Consider the following 16,836-nt stretch of genomic DNA (forward strand, 5'->3'; position numbering starts at 1 on the left):
GGGCGGCGGCCGGCTGCGGCTACCTTTCGCAGGTCAGGGAGACCTCGGCGAAGAAGACGTGGCCGAAGTACGGGTCGGTGAACGTTTCGAAGATCTGTGGCTCGCCGACCACGGTGCACGCGCCGAAGTAGCCCATCGACTGCGCGGTGATCTGCGCGTCGTCGAACGCGCCCTGGATCGCGGTCTCCGGGGTGATTCCACGCGAGCCACCGACGAACAGCGGGCTCGCCAGCGCCGGCGAGGCGGCGAACATGACCAGTGCGGCGGCGGATGCCGCCATGGCGAGACCGAAACCGGTGCGACGGCTCCGGCGTGCTGGGGCCGACAAGGACTGCTTGGTCAAAGGAGCCTCCTCAATCGAGGGATCCGAGTAAACCTCCGACAGTCTGCGCGGATGCGTCCAGGCTGAATAGATCAGCCAGACTGACCAAGCCCGCGGGTCGACTAACCAAATGGCCGGATATCGACGTAGTCAGGTCGTCTGGAAGACCAGAACGGAGGTGGACTCGACCCGCCGGACCCCGAGCTCGACCTGGTCGCCGATGCGGGGGTCCTCGTCAGGCGAGGCGGCGAGCGCGAGCCCTACCTCTTCCTCCAGGGGACTCCCACCCCCAAGCGATCGCCCATGCCGGGCGGACGCACGAAAGCCCAGGTCATCACGGTGATGACCTGGGCTTCGGTTTTTGCGCGGGAGGACGCTCGCCCGATGGTCCCCGGCCGGTCAGGCGGGCAGGGTCCACCTCTGCCAGGCGTTGCTGTTGGCGTCCCAGATCTGCAGGCGGGTGCCGTTGGCGGTGCTGCCGCCGGGGACGTCCAGGACGCGGCCCGACTGCGGGTTGCGGAGCTGGCCGTTGCCGACGCTCTGCCACTGCTGGGCGCCGGATCCGTTGCAATCCCAGATCTGGATCTGGGTGCCGTTCGCGGTGCCCTGGCCGACCACGTCCATACACTTGCCCAGCGCCCGGATCGTGCCGTCGGTGCCGATCGTCCAGCGCTGCGCGGCCGTGCCGTTGCAGTCGTAGAGCCCAACGGCCGTGCCGTTCGCGGTGCCCGCCCCCGCCACGTCGACACACTTGCCGCCCACGCCGGTGATCGGACCCGTACGCGCCGGCTGCGAGCCCGTCGTCAGGTTGACTTCGCCCTGGTTGAGGGTACGCGGGTGGAAGTAGCCGGCCTGGATCTCGGCGTTGGTGTTGTTGCCGACCAACTGCTCGGACCAGACCATGAAGTAGGTCCAGCGCGTCTGGCTGTCCAGCAGGGACGCGTTGGGCACCTTGCCCATCTCCGCGATCGCGATGGGCTTGCCTGCGGCGATGTTCTGAATCTGCTGGTAGTCACTGGCGGACGGGTAACCCTTGTACCAGACGTCCAGGCTGACGACATCGACGTATGACGAGCCCGGATAGTAGCTTGCCCAGCCGCCGGCCGGATTGTCCTGCACGTTCCACACCCAGATCAGATTGCTCAGGCCCTTGCCGACGAGGTAGTCGCGGGTGATCTGGTAAAGCCGGGCGCCGCCGGAGGGACCGGGACGGTTGCCCCACCAGTTCCACGACTCGTTCATCTCGTGCAGCGGGCGGAACAACACCGGCACCCCGGCGTCCTTGAGCTGCTGCAGGTAGGGAACGACCTCGTCAAGGCGCCGTTTCCACGTGGTGTTGAGCGCGGTGCCGTCCTGGATGATCTGGCTGAACTGGGTCGCCGAGATGTTCGTCTTCACGCCGCCTTCGAACTCGCATGTGCTCGGCCCGGTCGGAGTGCACATGTGCCAGGTCAGGGCGACCAGTGAGCCGTTGGCCCACTCCTGTTTGGCCTGGTCGACCACACGCTGGCGGTTGGCGGCGTCCACGGCGCGGAACATCAGGTCGCCGCCCCACAGGCCCGGCCACTGGCCGGTGACGTTGTAGACCTGCTGGGTGTACTGACCCGGCAGGCTGGCAGGTTCCTTGTTGTGCTGGCCGCTGACGATGTTGCGGCCGGTGATGGATGCCAGGTAGTTCAGGACGTCCTGCCTGGACGCCGCCGGGAAGGCCTGCGCCGGAGAGGTGAGCGTGGCCGCCGTCATGAGGGCGGCTAAGCAGACGGCGAGGGTGCGGCGGATACGGGAGCGGGGTTGGGACTGGTGCATTACTCGTTCTCCTTCTCTGGAGTGGGGGACGGCCGGAGGCGTACGCCGACGGCCTGAAGAGCGAGGGCGAGGGTCGTGGTGACGAGCGCCCCGCATGGGAAGGCCAGGACGGTCATGTCCGCAGCGCGCCTTCGAGCGTCGGCTGCGCCGCGTTGACGCTGAATATGGCCGCGCGCAGCCGCTCGACGTCCACGGCGCCAACGCCGGTGATCCGGATCGTGCGCGTCTCACCGGGCAGCAGCGTGACCAGGCCGGTGTCGGCGACGGCGGCCGGGGACAGGCGGTCGGCCTGAAGCAGCAGGTCGCGGACGAAGTTGTGGGCCGTGATCACCACGTCGAGGCCGCCTGGCACCGGTTGGGCATCCAGGTCGAACTCGGCCGGCGGGTAGCCGAACACGGCGTCGGCGCAGCCCAACATTACGTCGCGCAGCCGGTCGGCGTCCGCGACCAGGAACTCCACGAGTACGTCGCCGAACTCGGCCAGCCCTTCCGGCAGAGGCAGCACGGCGACGCTCCGTGGTCCGGCCGAGAACGGCACCACCTGCTTTGCGAGCACGGTGCCGTCGGCGCGCATCCGGCGCACCGCGGCAACCCCCTGCCACAGGTCGGCGGACTGGTTGTCCACGGCCAGGACGCGTACACCGCCGTGCGTCTGGAACGTGAGAAGGCGGTCGGCGTACAGGCGGCGCAGTTCGTGGTAGAGCGGTTTGGGCCGTCCGGCGCCGTCGATGGCGGCCCACGAGGTGACCGGCCAGCAGTCGTTGAGCTGCCACACGACCGTCCCCGCGCACACCGGCCAGCGCGACCGCCAGTAGGCGACGGCCGTCGCGACCGCGCGGGCCTGGTTGACCTGCGTCAAATAGTGCCAGTCGTCGAACGTGACCGGGGTCGTGAAGTGGTGCGCAAGGCCACGCCGCAGCTTGCCGTTGCCGTCCTCGGCCTTCTGATGGTGCAGCATCCCGGCCGAGTCGGGGCTCAGGTCCTCACCCGGCAGGGCCGCCGTCAAGGTCGCGTACGCGGGCGGGGCCTGCCACCCGAACTCGGCCGCGAAGCGCGGCACCTCGTTGAGGTAATCGGTATAGTCACGGCGATTCCACACCTCCCAGAAATGCGACGGGCCGTGCGCGGGGTCGTTGGGGTGCCGGTCCCACGAGCCCGACCACGGACTGCCCGGCACATAGGGCCTGGTCGAGTCCAGCTCGGCGACGATCCTCGGCAGCAGGCCCAGGTAGTAGCCCTCGCCCCAGCTCTCCCCGGCGAGTGCGTCCTCCCAGTCCCAGTCGCGGAACCCCCACAGGTTCTCGTTATTGCCGTTCCACAGCACCAGGCTCGGGTGCGGCATCAGACGCACGACGTTTTCACGCGCCTCGGCGTCGACCTCGCCGCGCAGCGGCTGCTCCTCGGGGTAGGCGGCGCACGCGAACAGGAAGTCCTGCCAGACCATCAGCCCCAGTTCATCGCACTCCGTGTAAAAGGCGGCGTCCTCGTAGATGCCGCCGCCCCACACACGGACCAGATTCACGCCGATCGCCGCCGCCTGCTCCAGCCGCGCGCGGTATCGCTCGGGGGTGACGCGGACGGGCAGCGCGTCGTCAGGGATCCAGTTGACGCCGCGTGCGAAGACCGGGACACCGTTGACCCGCAGGGTGAAGGCCGTGCCGTGGGCGTCGGGGGACTGGTCAAGTTCGACCGTGCGGAAGCCGATGCGGCGTTCCCATACATCCAGTTCCGCGCCGGTCTCCGCGTCGGTCAGGAGGACGCGGACCGGGTACAGCGGCTGGGCGCCGTGGCCGCGCGGCCACCAGAGGGCGACGTCGGGCACCTCGACGGCGACCGCACCCCGGTCACCGGTGATCGTCGTAGTGGCGGTGTGGCCGCCGACCGTCACCGAGGCGTGTACCTCGCGTCCCGGGGCCGTCCGTTCCAGCTCGAGGTGGGCCACCACGCGGCCCCGGCCGCCGGTGACCGTGACCACCGGACGCACCTGGGCCAGCCGTGCCGTGTTCCAGCACTCCAACCGCGCCGGCCGCCAGATCCCGGCCGTGACCAGCGTCGGCCCCCAGTCCCAGCCGAAACTTGCGGCCATCTTGCGCACGTAGTTGAAGGGCTCCGGGTAGGCGTTCGGCCGCGGTCCCAGCCGGTCCCGCAACGCCTCGGCCTCGGTGTACGCCGAGGTGAACCGCACCGAGAGGGCGGCGCCTTCCCGGGCACGGCCGGTGACGTCGAATCGGTAGGAGCGGTGCATGTTACGCGTCTCGCCCAGGACGCGGCCGTCCAGGCTTACCTGAGCCACCGTGTCCAGCCCGTCGAAGACGAGGTCCACACGTTCCCAGTCGCCCGTGACCTCGGGCAGCCGGGTGTCGTAGCGCCAGTCCGCGCGCCCGACCCAGGCGACCTCGAGTTCGTTGCGCCCTACGTAAGGGTCGGCGATCAGCCCGGCGGCCAGCAGGTCTGCGTGGCTGCACCCGGGCACCGTGGCCGGGATCGGTGTTCCCCGCAGCCCCTCAGGACCTCCGCCACTTTCGAGTGTGACCGTCCAGCCCGAGGTCAGGGGCGTGGTGTACGTGCTCAATGCGCGACTCCTCACTTGGTGGCACCGGCCGCGAAGCCGTTGTAGATGAACCGCTGCAGCGCGAGGAACACGACGAGGCTGGGCAGGATGACCAGCGCCGCCCCGGCGGAGATGACCTCCCAGTGCGCTCCGAACGGCCCCTTGAACCGGAACAGCGCGGTGGAGATCGTGCCGAGCCCCTCGGACGGCATGTACAGGAACGGGATGTAGAAGTCGTTGTAGATGGCGACGCCCTTGACGATGACGACGGTCGCGATGGCGGGCCGCAGCAGCGGCAGGATGATCCGCCAGTAGACCGTCAGCGATCTGGCACCATCCATCCGAGCCGCCTCGTCGAGCGAGATCGGGATCGATCGGATGAACTGCAGGAAGATGTAGATCGACACGATGTCGGTGCCCATGTACAGCAGCACCGGCGCCCAGAGCGTGTTCATCACGCCCAGCCCGTTGACCACCTGGTAGGTCGCGACCTGCGTCGTGACCCCCGGCACCAGCGCGGCCACCAGGAAGAGCGTCATCACGACTTTCTTGGCGCGGAACTGGAACCGATCCACCGCATACGCGGTCATCGAGCCGATGAACACGGTGCCCAGCAGCGAGAAGAACAGGATGAAGGTCGTGTTCCCGAGCGCCCTGAGCATGTGACCCTCAGTGAAGGCGATCTGGAAGTTCTCCCAGTTGAACCAGTTCGCGGGGGCCGACAGAGGGCTCGGATCGGTGGTCATCTCGCCCGGCGTGCGGAGCGAGGTCAGGATGATCGCCAGTAGTGGGATGACCACGACCGCCGAGGCCAGCAGGAGGGAGGCGTATTTCAGGACGGTGAGGAGACCGTGGCCGGACGACGGCGGATGCCTACGGTGCGCAGCCGTCATGACAGTTCCACCCGCTCCTCCGGGATGAGCCGTCGCTGCACCCAGGTGACCAGCAGCACCACCGCGAGCAGCACGAACGCGGCGGCCGACGCCAGGCCGACTTTGTTGAAGTTGAACGCGAGCTTGATCGTCTGGATCACGAACGTCTCGCTGTTGTTCGAGCCGCCGGTCATGATGAACGGGATCTCGAACACCGACAGCGCCCCTGAGATCGCGAGGATCGCGCTCAGGCTGATGATCGGCTTGATGCCGGGGGCGATGATATGGCGGAACTGCTGCCAGCGGTTGGCTCCGTCGAGCGAGGCCGCCTCGTACAACTGAGGCGGGATCGACTGGATCGCGCCCAAGAACAGCACCATGTTCAGGCCCATGAACCGCCACACCGACACCCCGGCCAGCGAGGTGTTCACCAGGTCGGGATCGCCCAGCCACAGGTGCGGCTCCAGGCCGAACAGGCGCACCACCGTGTCGAGCGTGCCGCCCGGCTGGAAGAAGTAGAGGAACACGAATCCGATGGCCACGCCGTTGATCAGGTAGGGAAAGAACAGGACGCCCTTGAATACGTTCCTGAATCTGGTGTTGAAGCTCAGGATCGTCGCGAAGTAGAGCGCCACCACGATCTGCATCGCCGCGCCCGCGAGGTAGAACAGGCTGACCACGAACACTTGGAGCATCTTCGGGCGGGTGAACAGGTCCAGGTAATTGCCGACGCCCACGAAGTTCCGCGTCGGGCTCAGGCCGTCCCAGTCCGTCAGGCTATAGACGAACATGCTCACGGCCGGGACGTGCGTGAAGGCCACCAGCAGCACCAGCGGGACCGCCAGGTAGACCCATGGCGTCCACCACCGCCTCTTGTCAGGCCGTCGCCGCTGCTCCGCCCCTGCCCGTGGGCGTAGGGGCGGGGGCGCGGCCGGGCGGGGGCGCGCCACATGAGATGCCGACATGCGCTCCTTCTTTCCTCGCGATTTCCGGGGGGCGCTCGGGCGTTTCGGTGACGCCGGCCGTCGCGCCGCCCCGGAGCAGGTCAGCCGCCGATGGTCGCCTGGGCCTCGGACCACTTCTTGTTGAGGTCGGCGAAGATGCCCGGCAGGTCGCCCTTGGCCGCGCCGCGTGCGACGTCGACCAGGCGCTGGCGGTAGTCAGGCGCGCCCAGACCCACCTCTGATGCCTTGTCGATGTCCAAGACCGTCGTGTTCTTCGCCCAGCTCAGGCTGACGAACTTGACGCCCGCGTCCTGGAAGGGCTGCAGGCTGCTGGGCAGCGGAGCCCCCTTGACCGACGAGATCGACAGTGCCTTCTGCGCGTCACCGGACTTGGTGATGAACCACTCGATCCACGCCCGCGCCGCCGGCTTGTTCTTGCTGTGCGCATTGATCGCGTACTGGTAGTCGGGGCGAACAGCGGTGCAGAAATGGCCGTCGACCTGCGTCGGGAACGGCATGAAGCCGATGTCGTCGGGGTTGTTGCCCGCCTTCTTGGCCGCGTCCCGCATCTGCACGACCGCCCACGAGCCGAGCCACATCGTGGCGATCTTGCCGGTGGCGATCAGGTTCTTGGAGTTCTCCCAGTTCGTCGTGTTCGGGTCGGCCTCCGACAGGCCGTTCTTCACGATGTCGAACAGGAGCGTGTCGATGACGTTGAGCTCCTGCCCGGCGGCCCACGGCTCCTTCGTCGTGGCGAGCGCGTCGTTGGCGGACGGGTCACAACTCGCCGAGCCGACCGCGTTGCCCCAGTTCGTCAGCGGCCAGGCGTCCTTGTAGTTCGTGTAGTACGGGGTCGCGCCGGTCTTCTCCTTGATCGCCTTCAGCGCGGCGATGAACTCGGCGGGCGTCTTCGGCCATCCGGTCACCCCGGCCTGCCGCCAGACGGCCTTGTTGTAGACGAAGCCGTTGGCGACCCCGATGTTGGCGATTCCGTACACCTGACCGTTGACGGTGCCACGCTCGGTGAAGTCGTACTTCTGCGAGATCTCGGCGGCCGAGCCGAGCGGGGCGAAGAACGTGGGGTACTGGCTGGTCGGCACCGAGTTCGGAATCGACAGGACGTCGCCGTAGTCCTCACTGTTCATGCGGATCCTGACGTCGCCCTCATAGTCGGTGAGCCCTTGGAACTCGACCTCCACGTTCGGGTAGAGCTTGTTGAACTCGGCGGCGTACGCCTCGGCGGTGCCGTCCTGCACCTGGTCGGTCCGGTTGGTCAGAACGGTGATCGTCCCGGACACCTGTCCGGGGTCGGACGGTACCGTTACAGCGCCCTCATTCTGGGCTGCTCCGCCACCGCCACCGCAGGCGGTCAGGCCGATCATCAGGGCGATGCCGGCCGCCATCACGCGTGTTCCTCGCACGTCGCACATCTCCTCGTTCTGTGTGAACTGCCGTGCTGTACCGCACTGAGCCCGACGACGGACGTCTCGCCCTGGGCCCCAAGTGGCTGATGGCTGCTTAACCTAGACGCAACATTTCAAAGTGTCCATAGAGCGTTTTAGTAACGTTCACGCCCTTCTGGAGCGAGTTGCAGGCATGCTCACGCAGACCTACCACTCCAACAGCCCAAATGAGTATCTTTAGGTAGGCTTGCATCGTGTAGGCGCTACTAAATCGATATATGGCCCATGATCATGTCGCGGTACCAGTGTGCGCTGCGCTTCAGCGTGCGCCGCTGGACGGTCCGGTCGACCGAGACGAGACCAAACGTGGGGCCGTATCCGTGGGCCCATTCGAAGTTGTCGAACAGTGTCCAGACGAAGTATCCGCGCACGTCACAGCCCTGGTAGCGGGCCTGGGCCACGGCGTCGATGTGCTCGCGCAGGAAGGCGATCCGGTCCGCGTCGTCGATCGTGGCGTCGGCCGCGGTCCCGCGGGCCGTGCTCGTGGGGGTGGTGATCGTGTCGGCTGGTTTCTCGTCCGGAAAGGCACCGCCGTTCTCGGTGATGACGATCGGGATCGGCGGGTACTCGCGGTGCAGGCGGACCAGCAGGTCGGTCAGCCCCGCGGGCGTGATCGGCCAGCCGAGCGCGGTCGTCGGCCCGGTCCGAACGGCCGCGCCGTCGGCCCGTACGGTCTCGGTGAAGTAGTAGTTCACGCCGAGTACGTCCAGTGGCGTGGCGATGGCGGCCAGGTCGCCCGGTTCCACTGGCAGCGTGATGCCCTCTTCGGCCAGGTCGGCGAGGGTGTCGGACGGGTAGTGGCCGCGCAGCAGCGGGTCCAGGTACATGCGGACGCCGAAGCCGTCGGCGCGGCGGGCGGTCTCGACGTCGGCCTCGGTCTACGGGATCGCCGGGGTCAGGTTGAGGGTGATGCCGAAGCGGTGGTCTCCGGCGGCGCTACGCATGCGGTCGACGGCTGTGCCGTGGGCGAGCAGCAGGTGGTGGACGGCGTGCATGGCGGCGGCGCGGTCACGGCGTCCGGGGGCGTGTATGCCGTCGGAGTAGCCGTACATGGCCACACACCACGGTTCGTTGAGTGTGGTCCACGATGCGACGCGGTCCTGGAGGCGGGCGAACACCAGTTCGGCGTAGTCGGCGAACCGCCAGGCCGTGTCGCGCTCTGGCCAGCCGCCGGCGTCCTCCAGTTCCTGGGGCAGATCCCAGTGGTAGAGCGTCACCCACGGGTCGACGCCCCTGGCCAGCAGTTCGTCGACGAGGCGATCGTAGAAGTCCAGCCCTTTCTCGTTCGCCGGGCCCTTCCCGCCCGGTTGCACGCGCGGCCACGAGATCGAGAACCGGTAGGTGCCCACACCGAGTCCCGCCAGCAGCGCGACGTCCTCGAGCATGCGATGGTAGTGATCGCAGGCCACGTCGCCGGTGTCGCCGTTGGTGACCGCTCCCGGTACCCGGCAGAAGGTGTCCCAGATGGAGTCGGTCCTGCCGTCTTCGCGGGCTGCGCCCTCGATCTGGTACGCCGAGGTCGCCACTCCCCAGCGGAAGTACGCGGGAAAGGTCCTTGTGGGGTCGTGAGGCATGGGCTTCCCTTCGTGTGGTCACCAGTCCAGGGGGAGGCGCGCCGCCTCACCATAGGTTCGATATTTCGGTCTGTCCATAGATCGTTACAGTGCACCCGCTTGGGAGCGGCTGGGCCTCTTGGCCGGGCTGTTCGGCTGCGAGCGTCGGCCGGACGTACGCCATTGGATGGCCATCCACTCGCACCTTGCAGTCGGCAAGCGGGTAAATTGACCTCGATCGGGGCCGAACGCGACCCTGCTCTGTTGTCAGAAGGCGGTCGTTGTGACGGAGATGGGTGCGGCCCGCAGGGATCGCAGAGCGACGATCAAGGACGTTGCCGCGCTGGCCGGGGTGTCGCCATCGGCGGTGACGATCGCATTGCACGATCGGCCCGGTGTGTCGGCGGCCACAAAGGAACGCATCCTGAAAGCCGCCCGCGACCTGGGCTGGCGTCCGAACCTGGCCGCCGCCGCACTGTCCGGGCACGCGGTGCACACGGTCGGTCTCGCCATCGCGCGACCGGCCCGGCTGCTCGGGCTCGAGCCGTTCTACATGGAGTTCATCTCCGGGATCGAGAGCGTGCTCGGCAAGCGCGGGTGCTCGCTGCTGCTGCGGGTGATCGAGGCGGGCGAGGAGGTCGAGGTCCACCGCGAGTGGTGGCAGGGTGGACGGGTCAACGGCAGCATCCTGGTCGACCTGAAAGTCGATGATCCTCGCATTCCGGCGCTCGCGGAGATCGGATTGCCGGCAGTCGTCGTCGGGCACCCGTCGCTGGCCGGACCGTTCACCTCCGTCTGGACCGACGATGACGCCGCGATCCGGGAGGCCGTGCGCTACCTTGCCGCGCTGGGCCATCGCCGCATCGGACGGGTCTCCGGCATGGCCGAACTCGGTCACTCGGTGATCCGGACCACGGCGTTCGAGGAAGTAGTGGGTGAACTGGGCATCGAAGGCCAAACCGTGGTCGCCGACTTCTCTGCCGGACAGGGAAGCAGGGCGGTCCGCCGGTTGTTGCTCGAGCCCAGACGGCCCACCGCGATCATCTTCGACAACGACCTCATGGCGGTCGCCGCGCTGAACGTCGTGGACGAGTTCGGTCTGTCGGTTCCCGAGGACGTGTCCTTACTGGCCTGGGACGACTCGCAGTTGTGCCAGCTCACGCGTCCGGCGCTGTCGGCGATGAGCCACGACATCCACGCGTTCGGCGCCGAGGTCACCAATGCCCTGTTCGACGTGATGAACGGCGTCGAGCACGAGTCCCATGCCACGCAACCACCTAGCCTGGTCCCGCGCCGGTCGACGGCACCACCTCGCGCCTGAGAAGCGGCTCCCCCGTTCTCACCTGCGGGCCCGTTTCGCCGCTTTCACCTGCGTGAACACCGGGTCTCACCCTCCGTGCGCGACGCTCACAAGCCCGTCCATCTTCAGTTAGGACTCTTGACAGTGGCGCGGGTCCCTTTTAACGTCCCGACGCAAGGATGAACTAAAACGTTACAGTTACTCGACGGTATCCATCCCCACCGAAAGGGGACACCGGTCCATGTCCAGACACTTTCACGTCCGATTCCTGAGGGCCTTATCGGCCATCGTCCTGGCCACCACGGTGGCGCTCGGCGGTACCTCTCCGGCCGCGGCGGCGCCTCCGGCCCCTCCGGGGGTGACGCGTACTGACGTGATCAACTACTTCGCCGGCCTGACCGGCCGCAACTGGCTGTCCGGTCAGCAGGACGGGCCCAACAGCAACCCGACGCAGTGGACGAACAAGGTCCGCGACATCACCGGGCTCTTCCCGGGCGTCTGGGGTGGCGACTTCGGCTTCAGCCAGAATGACATCGACAACCGGCAGCGCGTGTTCGACCAGGCCAAGGCGGCCTGGGCGGCGGGCTCGATCCCGGCGATCACCTGGCACGCATGCGTACCGCTCGTCGCGACCTGCGACTTCGAGGGCGGCTCCTGGCCCGTGAAGGGCAGTTGGCTGTCCGATTCCCAGTGGAACGAACTCGTCACCGACGGCACACCGCTCAACACCTCGTGGAAGCGGCGCCTGGACCAGACGGTGCTCTACTTCCAGCAGCTCAAGAACGCCGGAATCCCTGTCCTGTTCCGGCCGCAGCACGAGATTAACGAAGCGTGGTCGTGGTGGGGCGGGCGTCCAGGCGCGAACGGAAGTCGCAAACTGTTCCAGATCACACATGATTACCTGGTCGGGAAGGGCTTCGACAACATTGTCTGGGTCTGGAACGTCAAGGACCTCGCGGGCAAAGCCGGCAGCGTCGGCGACTACTACCCGGGTGACAACTACGTCGACCTCGTGACGCTCGACGTGTGGGTGCAGTACTTCCCCTCGAACGACTGGTACCAGGCGATGCAGAACATCTCCCGCGGAAAACCGATCGCCCTGGCAGAGGTCGGCCGCACACCCACCCCGGCTCAGATGGCCGCGCAGCCGAAATGGACGTACTTCAGTGTGTGGATGGACTGGCTGATCAAGCCCGAGTACAACACCGACGACGGCGTGAAGGCCACCTATTACGACGGCCGCGTCCTCAATCGCGGTGAGATCAGCATCCTGACGGGCTCGCAGCCGGCGCGTACGGGTCCGATCACGGGCGTGGGCGGCAAGTGTGTCGACGTGGCGGGGGCGGGCACCGCGAACGGCACGGCCGTTGGGCTCTACGACTGCAACGGCACAGCCGCGCAGCGCTGGACGATCGGCACCGATGGCACGATCCGGGCGCTGGGCAAGTGTATGGACGTGGTCGGCCAGGGCACCGCGAACGGCACCCAGATCCAGATCTGGGATTGCAACGGATCCGGCGCCCAGCAGTGGCAGAGCGTCGGCAACGGCCAGCTCCGCAACCCTCAGTCGGGCCGCGTCCTGGACGTCCCCGGCGGCAGCACCGCCAACGGCACCCGCCTGCAGATCTGGGACGCCAACAGCAACGCCTGGCAGAGGTGGACCCTGCCCGCCTGACCGGCCGGGACCATCGGGCGAGCGGGCCGTGCCTCGCGGCGGAGGTACCATGCAGTCGCGTCAACGCTGTCGTTGACACACTCCGTTGGGGCCGTTACCGTCACTTACGCGGGGCACCGGGCCGGGTGCCCCGCATTCCTGTGCCACCGGCGCCCGCAGAGACGTCCGGTGGGACGAGCGGCACATCGAAGGGTGCGGCGGATGACCATGTCGACCAGGCCGGTCGGTGAGACGCTCGACCACCCGTCGTCGTCCAAGGGGCCCGGCGAGTCAGAGCTAAGGGCGGACGTGCGGGCATTTCTGGCGCATAGGCGCGACCGCCACGGTTTTCGGCCTCACTGCGACTCGTGGATGACCTCCCCCTCCCCGGAGTTCAGCCGGGCCCTGGCGGAACGGGGCTGGATCGGCATGACCTGGCCCGAGGAGTACGGCGGGCGCGGGCGGCCGGAGCGTGAACGTCTGGTGGTGATCGAGGAGCTTCTGGCGGCCGGGGCGCCGGTGGCCGCGCACTGGTTCGCCGACCGGCAGGTCGGGCCGGCCCTGCTCAAGCTGGGGACGCCCGCGCAGCGGCGTCTCCACCTGCCGGCGATCGCCCGGGGGGAGCGCTTCTTCGCTATCGGTATGTCGGAGCCCGACACCGGTTCCGACCTCGCGTCCATCCGGACCCGCGCCAGGCGCGTCACCGGCGGCTGGACGCTGCGTGGCACCAAGATCTGGACGAGCCACGCGCACCTCGCCCACTACATGATCGCTCTCGTCCGGACCTCGCCTCCGGACTCCGGCCGCCGGCACGAGGGGATGTCGCAGTTCATCGTCGATCTGTCGGCTCCGGGCGTCACCGTACGCCCCATCGTCACGCTCGACGGCGCACACCACTTCAACGAGGTCGTGCTCGACGACGTCGCCATTCCGGACGACGGGCTGCTGGGCCGGGAGGGCGAGGGCTGGGCACAGGTCATGGCGGAGCTGGCCTACGAGCGGAGCGGCCCGGAGCGGTTCATGTCCACGGCCCCGCTGCTGTTCGCGCTCGCCCGCCGGGTCGGGGTCCCGCACCCCGCGCTGGGGGAGCTCCTGGCCGAGCTGCGGACACTGCGCCGCCTCTCCCGGGAGGTGGCCGACTCCCTGGAGCGGGGCGAGCCGCCGTCCGTGCGGGCGGCGCTGGTCAAGGACCTCGGCAGCCGCTTCGAGGGCAGGGTCGTCTCGACGGCGCGGGCCCTCGCCCCGGTGGAGCCCGACGCCGGCTCCGAGGACGACTACACCCGTCTGCTCGCGGAGGCGGTGCTGCACGCCCCGGACGCGACGCTGCGGGGCGGCACCAATGAGATCCTGCGCGGGATCGTCGGCCGAGAGCTGGTGTCGCGATGAGCTCCGAGGTCAGGATCGCGGTGGAGGAACTGCTCGCCGAGGAGCTGTCGCGCGGACCCGGCGGAGCCTGGACCGAGGAGACGCGCCACACCGCCCTCGCCGGCCTCGTCGCGCAGGGCTGGACGAAGGTCGGGCTCCCCGAGGAGCTCGGCGGCGAGGGCGGGACGCTCCAGGACGCGTGCGAGGTGGTTGCGGCCTCCGCGGCCCTGGCACTGCCGTCGCCCCTGGCGGACGTCGTCCTCGTCACCAACCGGCTGATGACCGGCGCCGGTCTCCCGCTTCCCCCCGGAGCCACGTGCGTCGTCCCGGTCGACGCCCGCGCCGCCCGGATCCTGGACGGCGCGGTGAGGTTCTCAGCCGCCCGGGTGCCCTGGGCCCGGCACGCCTCGCACCTGCTCGCGGTCGTGCCGGCCGCAGAGACGGCCTACGAGCTCGTGATCGTCGACCGCGCGGACGCCGAGATCACCCCCGGCGCCAACCTGGCCGGAGAGGCGCGCGACGACGTCGAGGTCGTGGACGCCACCCCGCTCGCCCGCAGCCGGCCCCTCCCCTGGCCCGCCCCATCGGCCGTCGGCGAGCTGGGAGCGCTCGCCCGGAGCGTGCAGATCGCCGCCGCGCTCGAGCGGGCGCTCGAGCTGAGCGTCGCCTACTGCTCGCAGCGCGTGCAGTTCGGCAGACCGCTGTCCCGCCTGGCCACGGTGCAGCACGAGCTGGCCGCCCTGGCCGGGGAGGTGGCGGCGGCACGGGCGGCGGTGTCCGTGGCCGCCGAAACCCAGTCGGCCGCTCCCTCTCCGGCCGACCTGCGCTCCACGGCCACCGCGAAGATCCGCACCGCGAGCGCCGCGTCGGCCGGGTCGCGCATCGCCCATCAGCTGCACGGCGCCATCGGCATCACCCAGGAGTACGAGCTCTCCCGGCTCACGGTGGCGATGTGGTCCTGGCGCGAGGAGTACGGCTCAGCGAGCGCGTGGGCCGAACGGCTCGCGGCGGACGCACTGGCGGCGGAGACCGGCGTATGGGACTGGGTGACCGTATGACGGCGGCGACCGGAGGAGCAGGCGAGGGCCGCGCCGACGTCCTCGTGGAGCGTCACGGCGGTGTCGCCGTCCTCACGCTGAACGATCCGGAGCGTCGCAACGTCCTGTCGGCGCCGCTGGTCACCGCGATGTCCGCGGCGTTCGACGAGATCGAGTCGGATCCGGCTGCCCGGTGCGTGATCGTGACCGGGACCGGTCCCGCCTTCTGCGCGGGGGCGGATCTGAGCACGCTCCAGGCCGCCGCGGCGGGCGACTTCCATCTGGTACGGCAGGTCTATGACGGATTTCTCCGGGTCAGGGAGTCGCCGCTGGCCACGATCGCGGCGGTAAACGGACCGGCCGTCGGCGCGGGGTTCAACCTGGCGCTCGCCTGCGACGTGCGGCTGGGAAGCGATCGAGCGCTGTTCGACACCCGGTTCGCCCAGCTGCGCATCCATCCGGGCGGTGGGCACGCCTGGATGCTGACCCGCACCGTGGGCCTGCAACAGGCCACCCTGGCGTCGCTGTTCGGCGAGGTGTGGGACGCCGAACAGGCCGTGTCCGTGGGCCTGCTCGCGCGCCGCCTGCCCGCCGACGAGCTGCTGCCGGCCGCGATCGAGCTCGGCCGCCGGCTCGACGGGCAGGAGGCCGCCTACACCCGTCGGCTGGTGGCCACCCTGCGGAGCTCCGTCACCACCCTGGACCACGGCACCGCGCTCGCGGAGGAGGCGGAGGCGCAGGAGTGGTCCACCCGCCGCCCGGCCTTCGCCGAAGGGGTCCGCCGAATCCTTTCCCGAATCGCGAACCGCTCCGGGAAAGGAGCCGAGCACATCCAGCGGCCCCGCTGACCGGGAACGACCGGCCTGACCTGGCCAGTGACATGCCAATCTCACCGCCACTCCCTGCACGTGGGCACAGAGCACACCGCCTTCCTCTCCAGACGGTCAACGGCGTGGTTGATAAGGTTCGGGTCTGAGACGGTCATTGGGCGCGTGCGGTGGCGCGCTGTCGCGGATATCAGGAGGTGCGTTCGGGTGCCACGGCCGGTGAACGAGGGGTCCAGCGGGATCGGGCGCCGCCGGGCGCTGGCCCGCCGGGAGCAGAACGCGAGCTGGGTGGAGCGGCGCAACGCGGTGCTGGCCGCGGCCGCGGACGCACTCCGGGCGCGGGGCTACCAGGCGTTGAGCATCAACGACATCGCCCAGCGGCTGGGCAGCGACCGGGCGAGCGTGTACTACTACTTCGCGAGCAAGCAGGAGATCTTCCTCGGCCTGGTCGAACAGGCCGTGCAGGCGAACGTCGAGCTGATCGAGAAGGTCGCCGCCTCCGACGAGCCGGCCACCGTGCGCCTGCGCACGATCATCGAGTCGCTGGCCGAGTCCTACGAACGGCACTATCCCTACCTTCATCTGTACGTCCAGGAGGACATGCGCAGGCTGTCGGAGTCGGAGTCCCCCGACGAGCGCCACCTGCTGGAGCTCGCGCGGCGATACGACGAGGCGGTGCTCCGCATCGCCCGCGACGGCGTCGAGTCAGGGGAGTTCCGCCGGAACGCCGACCCGCACATCATCAAGTTCGCGGTGCTCGGCGCGGTCAACTGGACCCACCGTTGGTTCGTCCCGGGAGGGCGGCTGAGCGGCGCACAGGTCGGGCGGGAAATGGCCGACATCTTCCTACGCGGCGTACTGGCGGCGCCTGAGGCGTGAGCGCGAAGGCGTCTGGCGCCGGCATATCGAGACACCGGCACACGTGAACGCCTTGTTGCCCAGCGTGCGTACCCGCCTGTGGTACGGCTGGTCCTTCCACACGAAGATCTTGGACAGGGACGCGGTCCACCATTTGCCGTCTCTCCTCCGAACGCGCACGAGCCCATCGGGATCGTCATGTCCGGCCGTGCGCGGGCACCTCGGCTGCCATCCGGGAAGCCGCTCACACGTCCTCGGCGGTACGCCGCCGAGTCGGACACGTT

Annotated in this window: 12 protein-coding genes and 1 pseudogene; 6 read left to right on the forward strand and 7 right to left on the reverse strand. The window is 68.7% G+C overall.

Annotation, left to right across the window (positions count from 1 at the left end; translation table 11 throughout):
- Positions 1 to 19 precede the first annotated feature (19 nt).
- From KIP79_RS12030 to KIP79_RS12060, 7 genes and pseudogenes are all read right to left on the reverse strand, one after another.
- On the reverse strand, positions 20 to 343 hold the full coding sequence (locus tag KIP79_RS12030) for a hypothetical protein (RefSeq protein ID WP_214104822.1): 324 nt from the start codon (positions 341 to 343) through the stop codon (positions 20 to 22).
- Between the two features lie 378 nt (positions 344 to 721).
- Entirely contained in the window at positions 722 to 2,128 is a 1,407-nt protein-coding gene (locus KIP79_RS46835; protein ID WP_250213071.1) for a glycosyl hydrolase, read from the reverse strand.
- 112 nt (positions 2,129 to 2,240) lie between these two features.
- Positions 2,241 to 4,700, reverse strand: a complete 2,460-nt coding sequence (locus KIP79_RS12040) for a glycoside hydrolase family 2 protein (protein WP_214104823.1) — start codon at positions 4,698 to 4,700, stop codon at positions 2,241 to 2,243.
- 11 nt (positions 4,701 to 4,711) lie between these two features.
- A complete protein-coding gene (locus KIP79_RS12045; protein ID WP_214104824.1) occupies positions 4,712 to 5,572 on the reverse strand; it encodes a carbohydrate ABC transporter permease in 861 nt (286 codons plus the stop codon).
- The gene (locus tag KIP79_RS12050; RefSeq protein WP_214104825.1) at positions 5,569 to 6,516 is read right to left on the reverse strand and encodes a carbohydrate ABC transporter permease; all 948 of its coding nucleotides are present in this window, start codon (positions 6,514 to 6,516) and stop codon (positions 5,569 to 5,571) included. The genes KIP79_RS12045 and KIP79_RS12050 overlap by 4 nt, the downstream gene beginning before the upstream one ends.
- A gap of 80 nt (positions 6,517 to 6,596) precedes the next feature.
- The gene (locus tag KIP79_RS12055) at positions 6,597 to 7,916 is read right to left on the reverse strand and encodes an ABC transporter substrate-binding protein (protein ID WP_214104826.1); all 1,320 of its coding nucleotides are present in this window, start codon (positions 7,914 to 7,916) and stop codon (positions 6,597 to 6,599) included.
- A 248-nt stretch (positions 7,917 to 8,164) separates the two neighbouring features.
- Positions 8,165 to 9,532 (reverse strand): annotated as a pseudogene (locus KIP79_RS12060) (GH1 family beta-glucosidase).
- A 271-nt stretch (positions 9,533 to 9,803) separates the two neighbouring features.
- Between KIP79_RS12060 and KIP79_RS12065 the strand changes: the two are divergent.
- The 6 genes from KIP79_RS12065 (at position 9,804) to KIP79_RS12090 (ending at position 16,573) form a co-directional block, all read left to right on the forward strand.
- Positions 9,804 to 10,832, forward strand: coding sequence for a LacI family DNA-binding transcriptional regulator (locus KIP79_RS12065; protein ID WP_214104902.1), 1,029 nt, complete (start codon positions 9,804 to 9,806; stop codon positions 10,830 to 10,832).
- Between the two features lie 337 nt (positions 10,833 to 11,169).
- Complete coding sequence (locus KIP79_RS46840; RefSeq protein ID WP_308169683.1) at positions 11,170 to 12,486, forward strand: glycosyl hydrolase; 1,317 nt, start codon at positions 11,170 to 11,172, stop codon at positions 12,484 to 12,486.
- A 207-nt stretch (positions 12,487 to 12,693) separates the two neighbouring features.
- Positions 12,694 to 13,851 carry an acyl-CoA dehydrogenase family protein gene (locus KIP79_RS12075; protein WP_250213114.1) on the forward strand — a complete coding sequence of 386 codons (1,158 nt, stop codon included), beginning with the start codon at positions 12,694 to 12,696 and terminating at the stop codon, positions 13,849 to 13,851.
- Complete coding sequence (locus KIP79_RS12080; protein WP_214104828.1) at positions 13,848 to 14,888, forward strand: acyl-CoA dehydrogenase family protein; 1,041 nt, start codon at positions 13,848 to 13,850, stop codon at positions 14,886 to 14,888. The genes KIP79_RS12075 and KIP79_RS12080 overlap by 4 nt, the downstream gene beginning before the upstream one ends.
- Complete coding sequence (locus KIP79_RS12085) at positions 14,885 to 15,715, forward strand: enoyl-CoA hydratase-related protein (RefSeq protein WP_214104829.1); 831 nt, start codon at positions 14,885 to 14,887, stop codon at positions 15,713 to 15,715. The genes KIP79_RS12080 and KIP79_RS12085 overlap by 4 nt, the downstream gene beginning before the upstream one ends.
- A gap of 186 nt (positions 15,716 to 15,901) precedes the next feature.
- A complete protein-coding gene (locus tag KIP79_RS12090; RefSeq protein ID WP_214104830.1) occupies positions 15,902 to 16,573 on the forward strand; it encodes a TetR/AcrR family transcriptional regulator in 672 nt (223 codons plus the stop codon).
- Positions 16,574 to 16,836: the final 263 nt, after the last annotated feature.

It is taken from the genome of Acrocarpospora catenulata (genome assembly GCF_018476525.1).
GTDB lineage: Bacteria > Actinomycetota > Actinomycetes > Streptosporangiales > Streptosporangiaceae > Acrocarpospora > Acrocarpospora catenulata.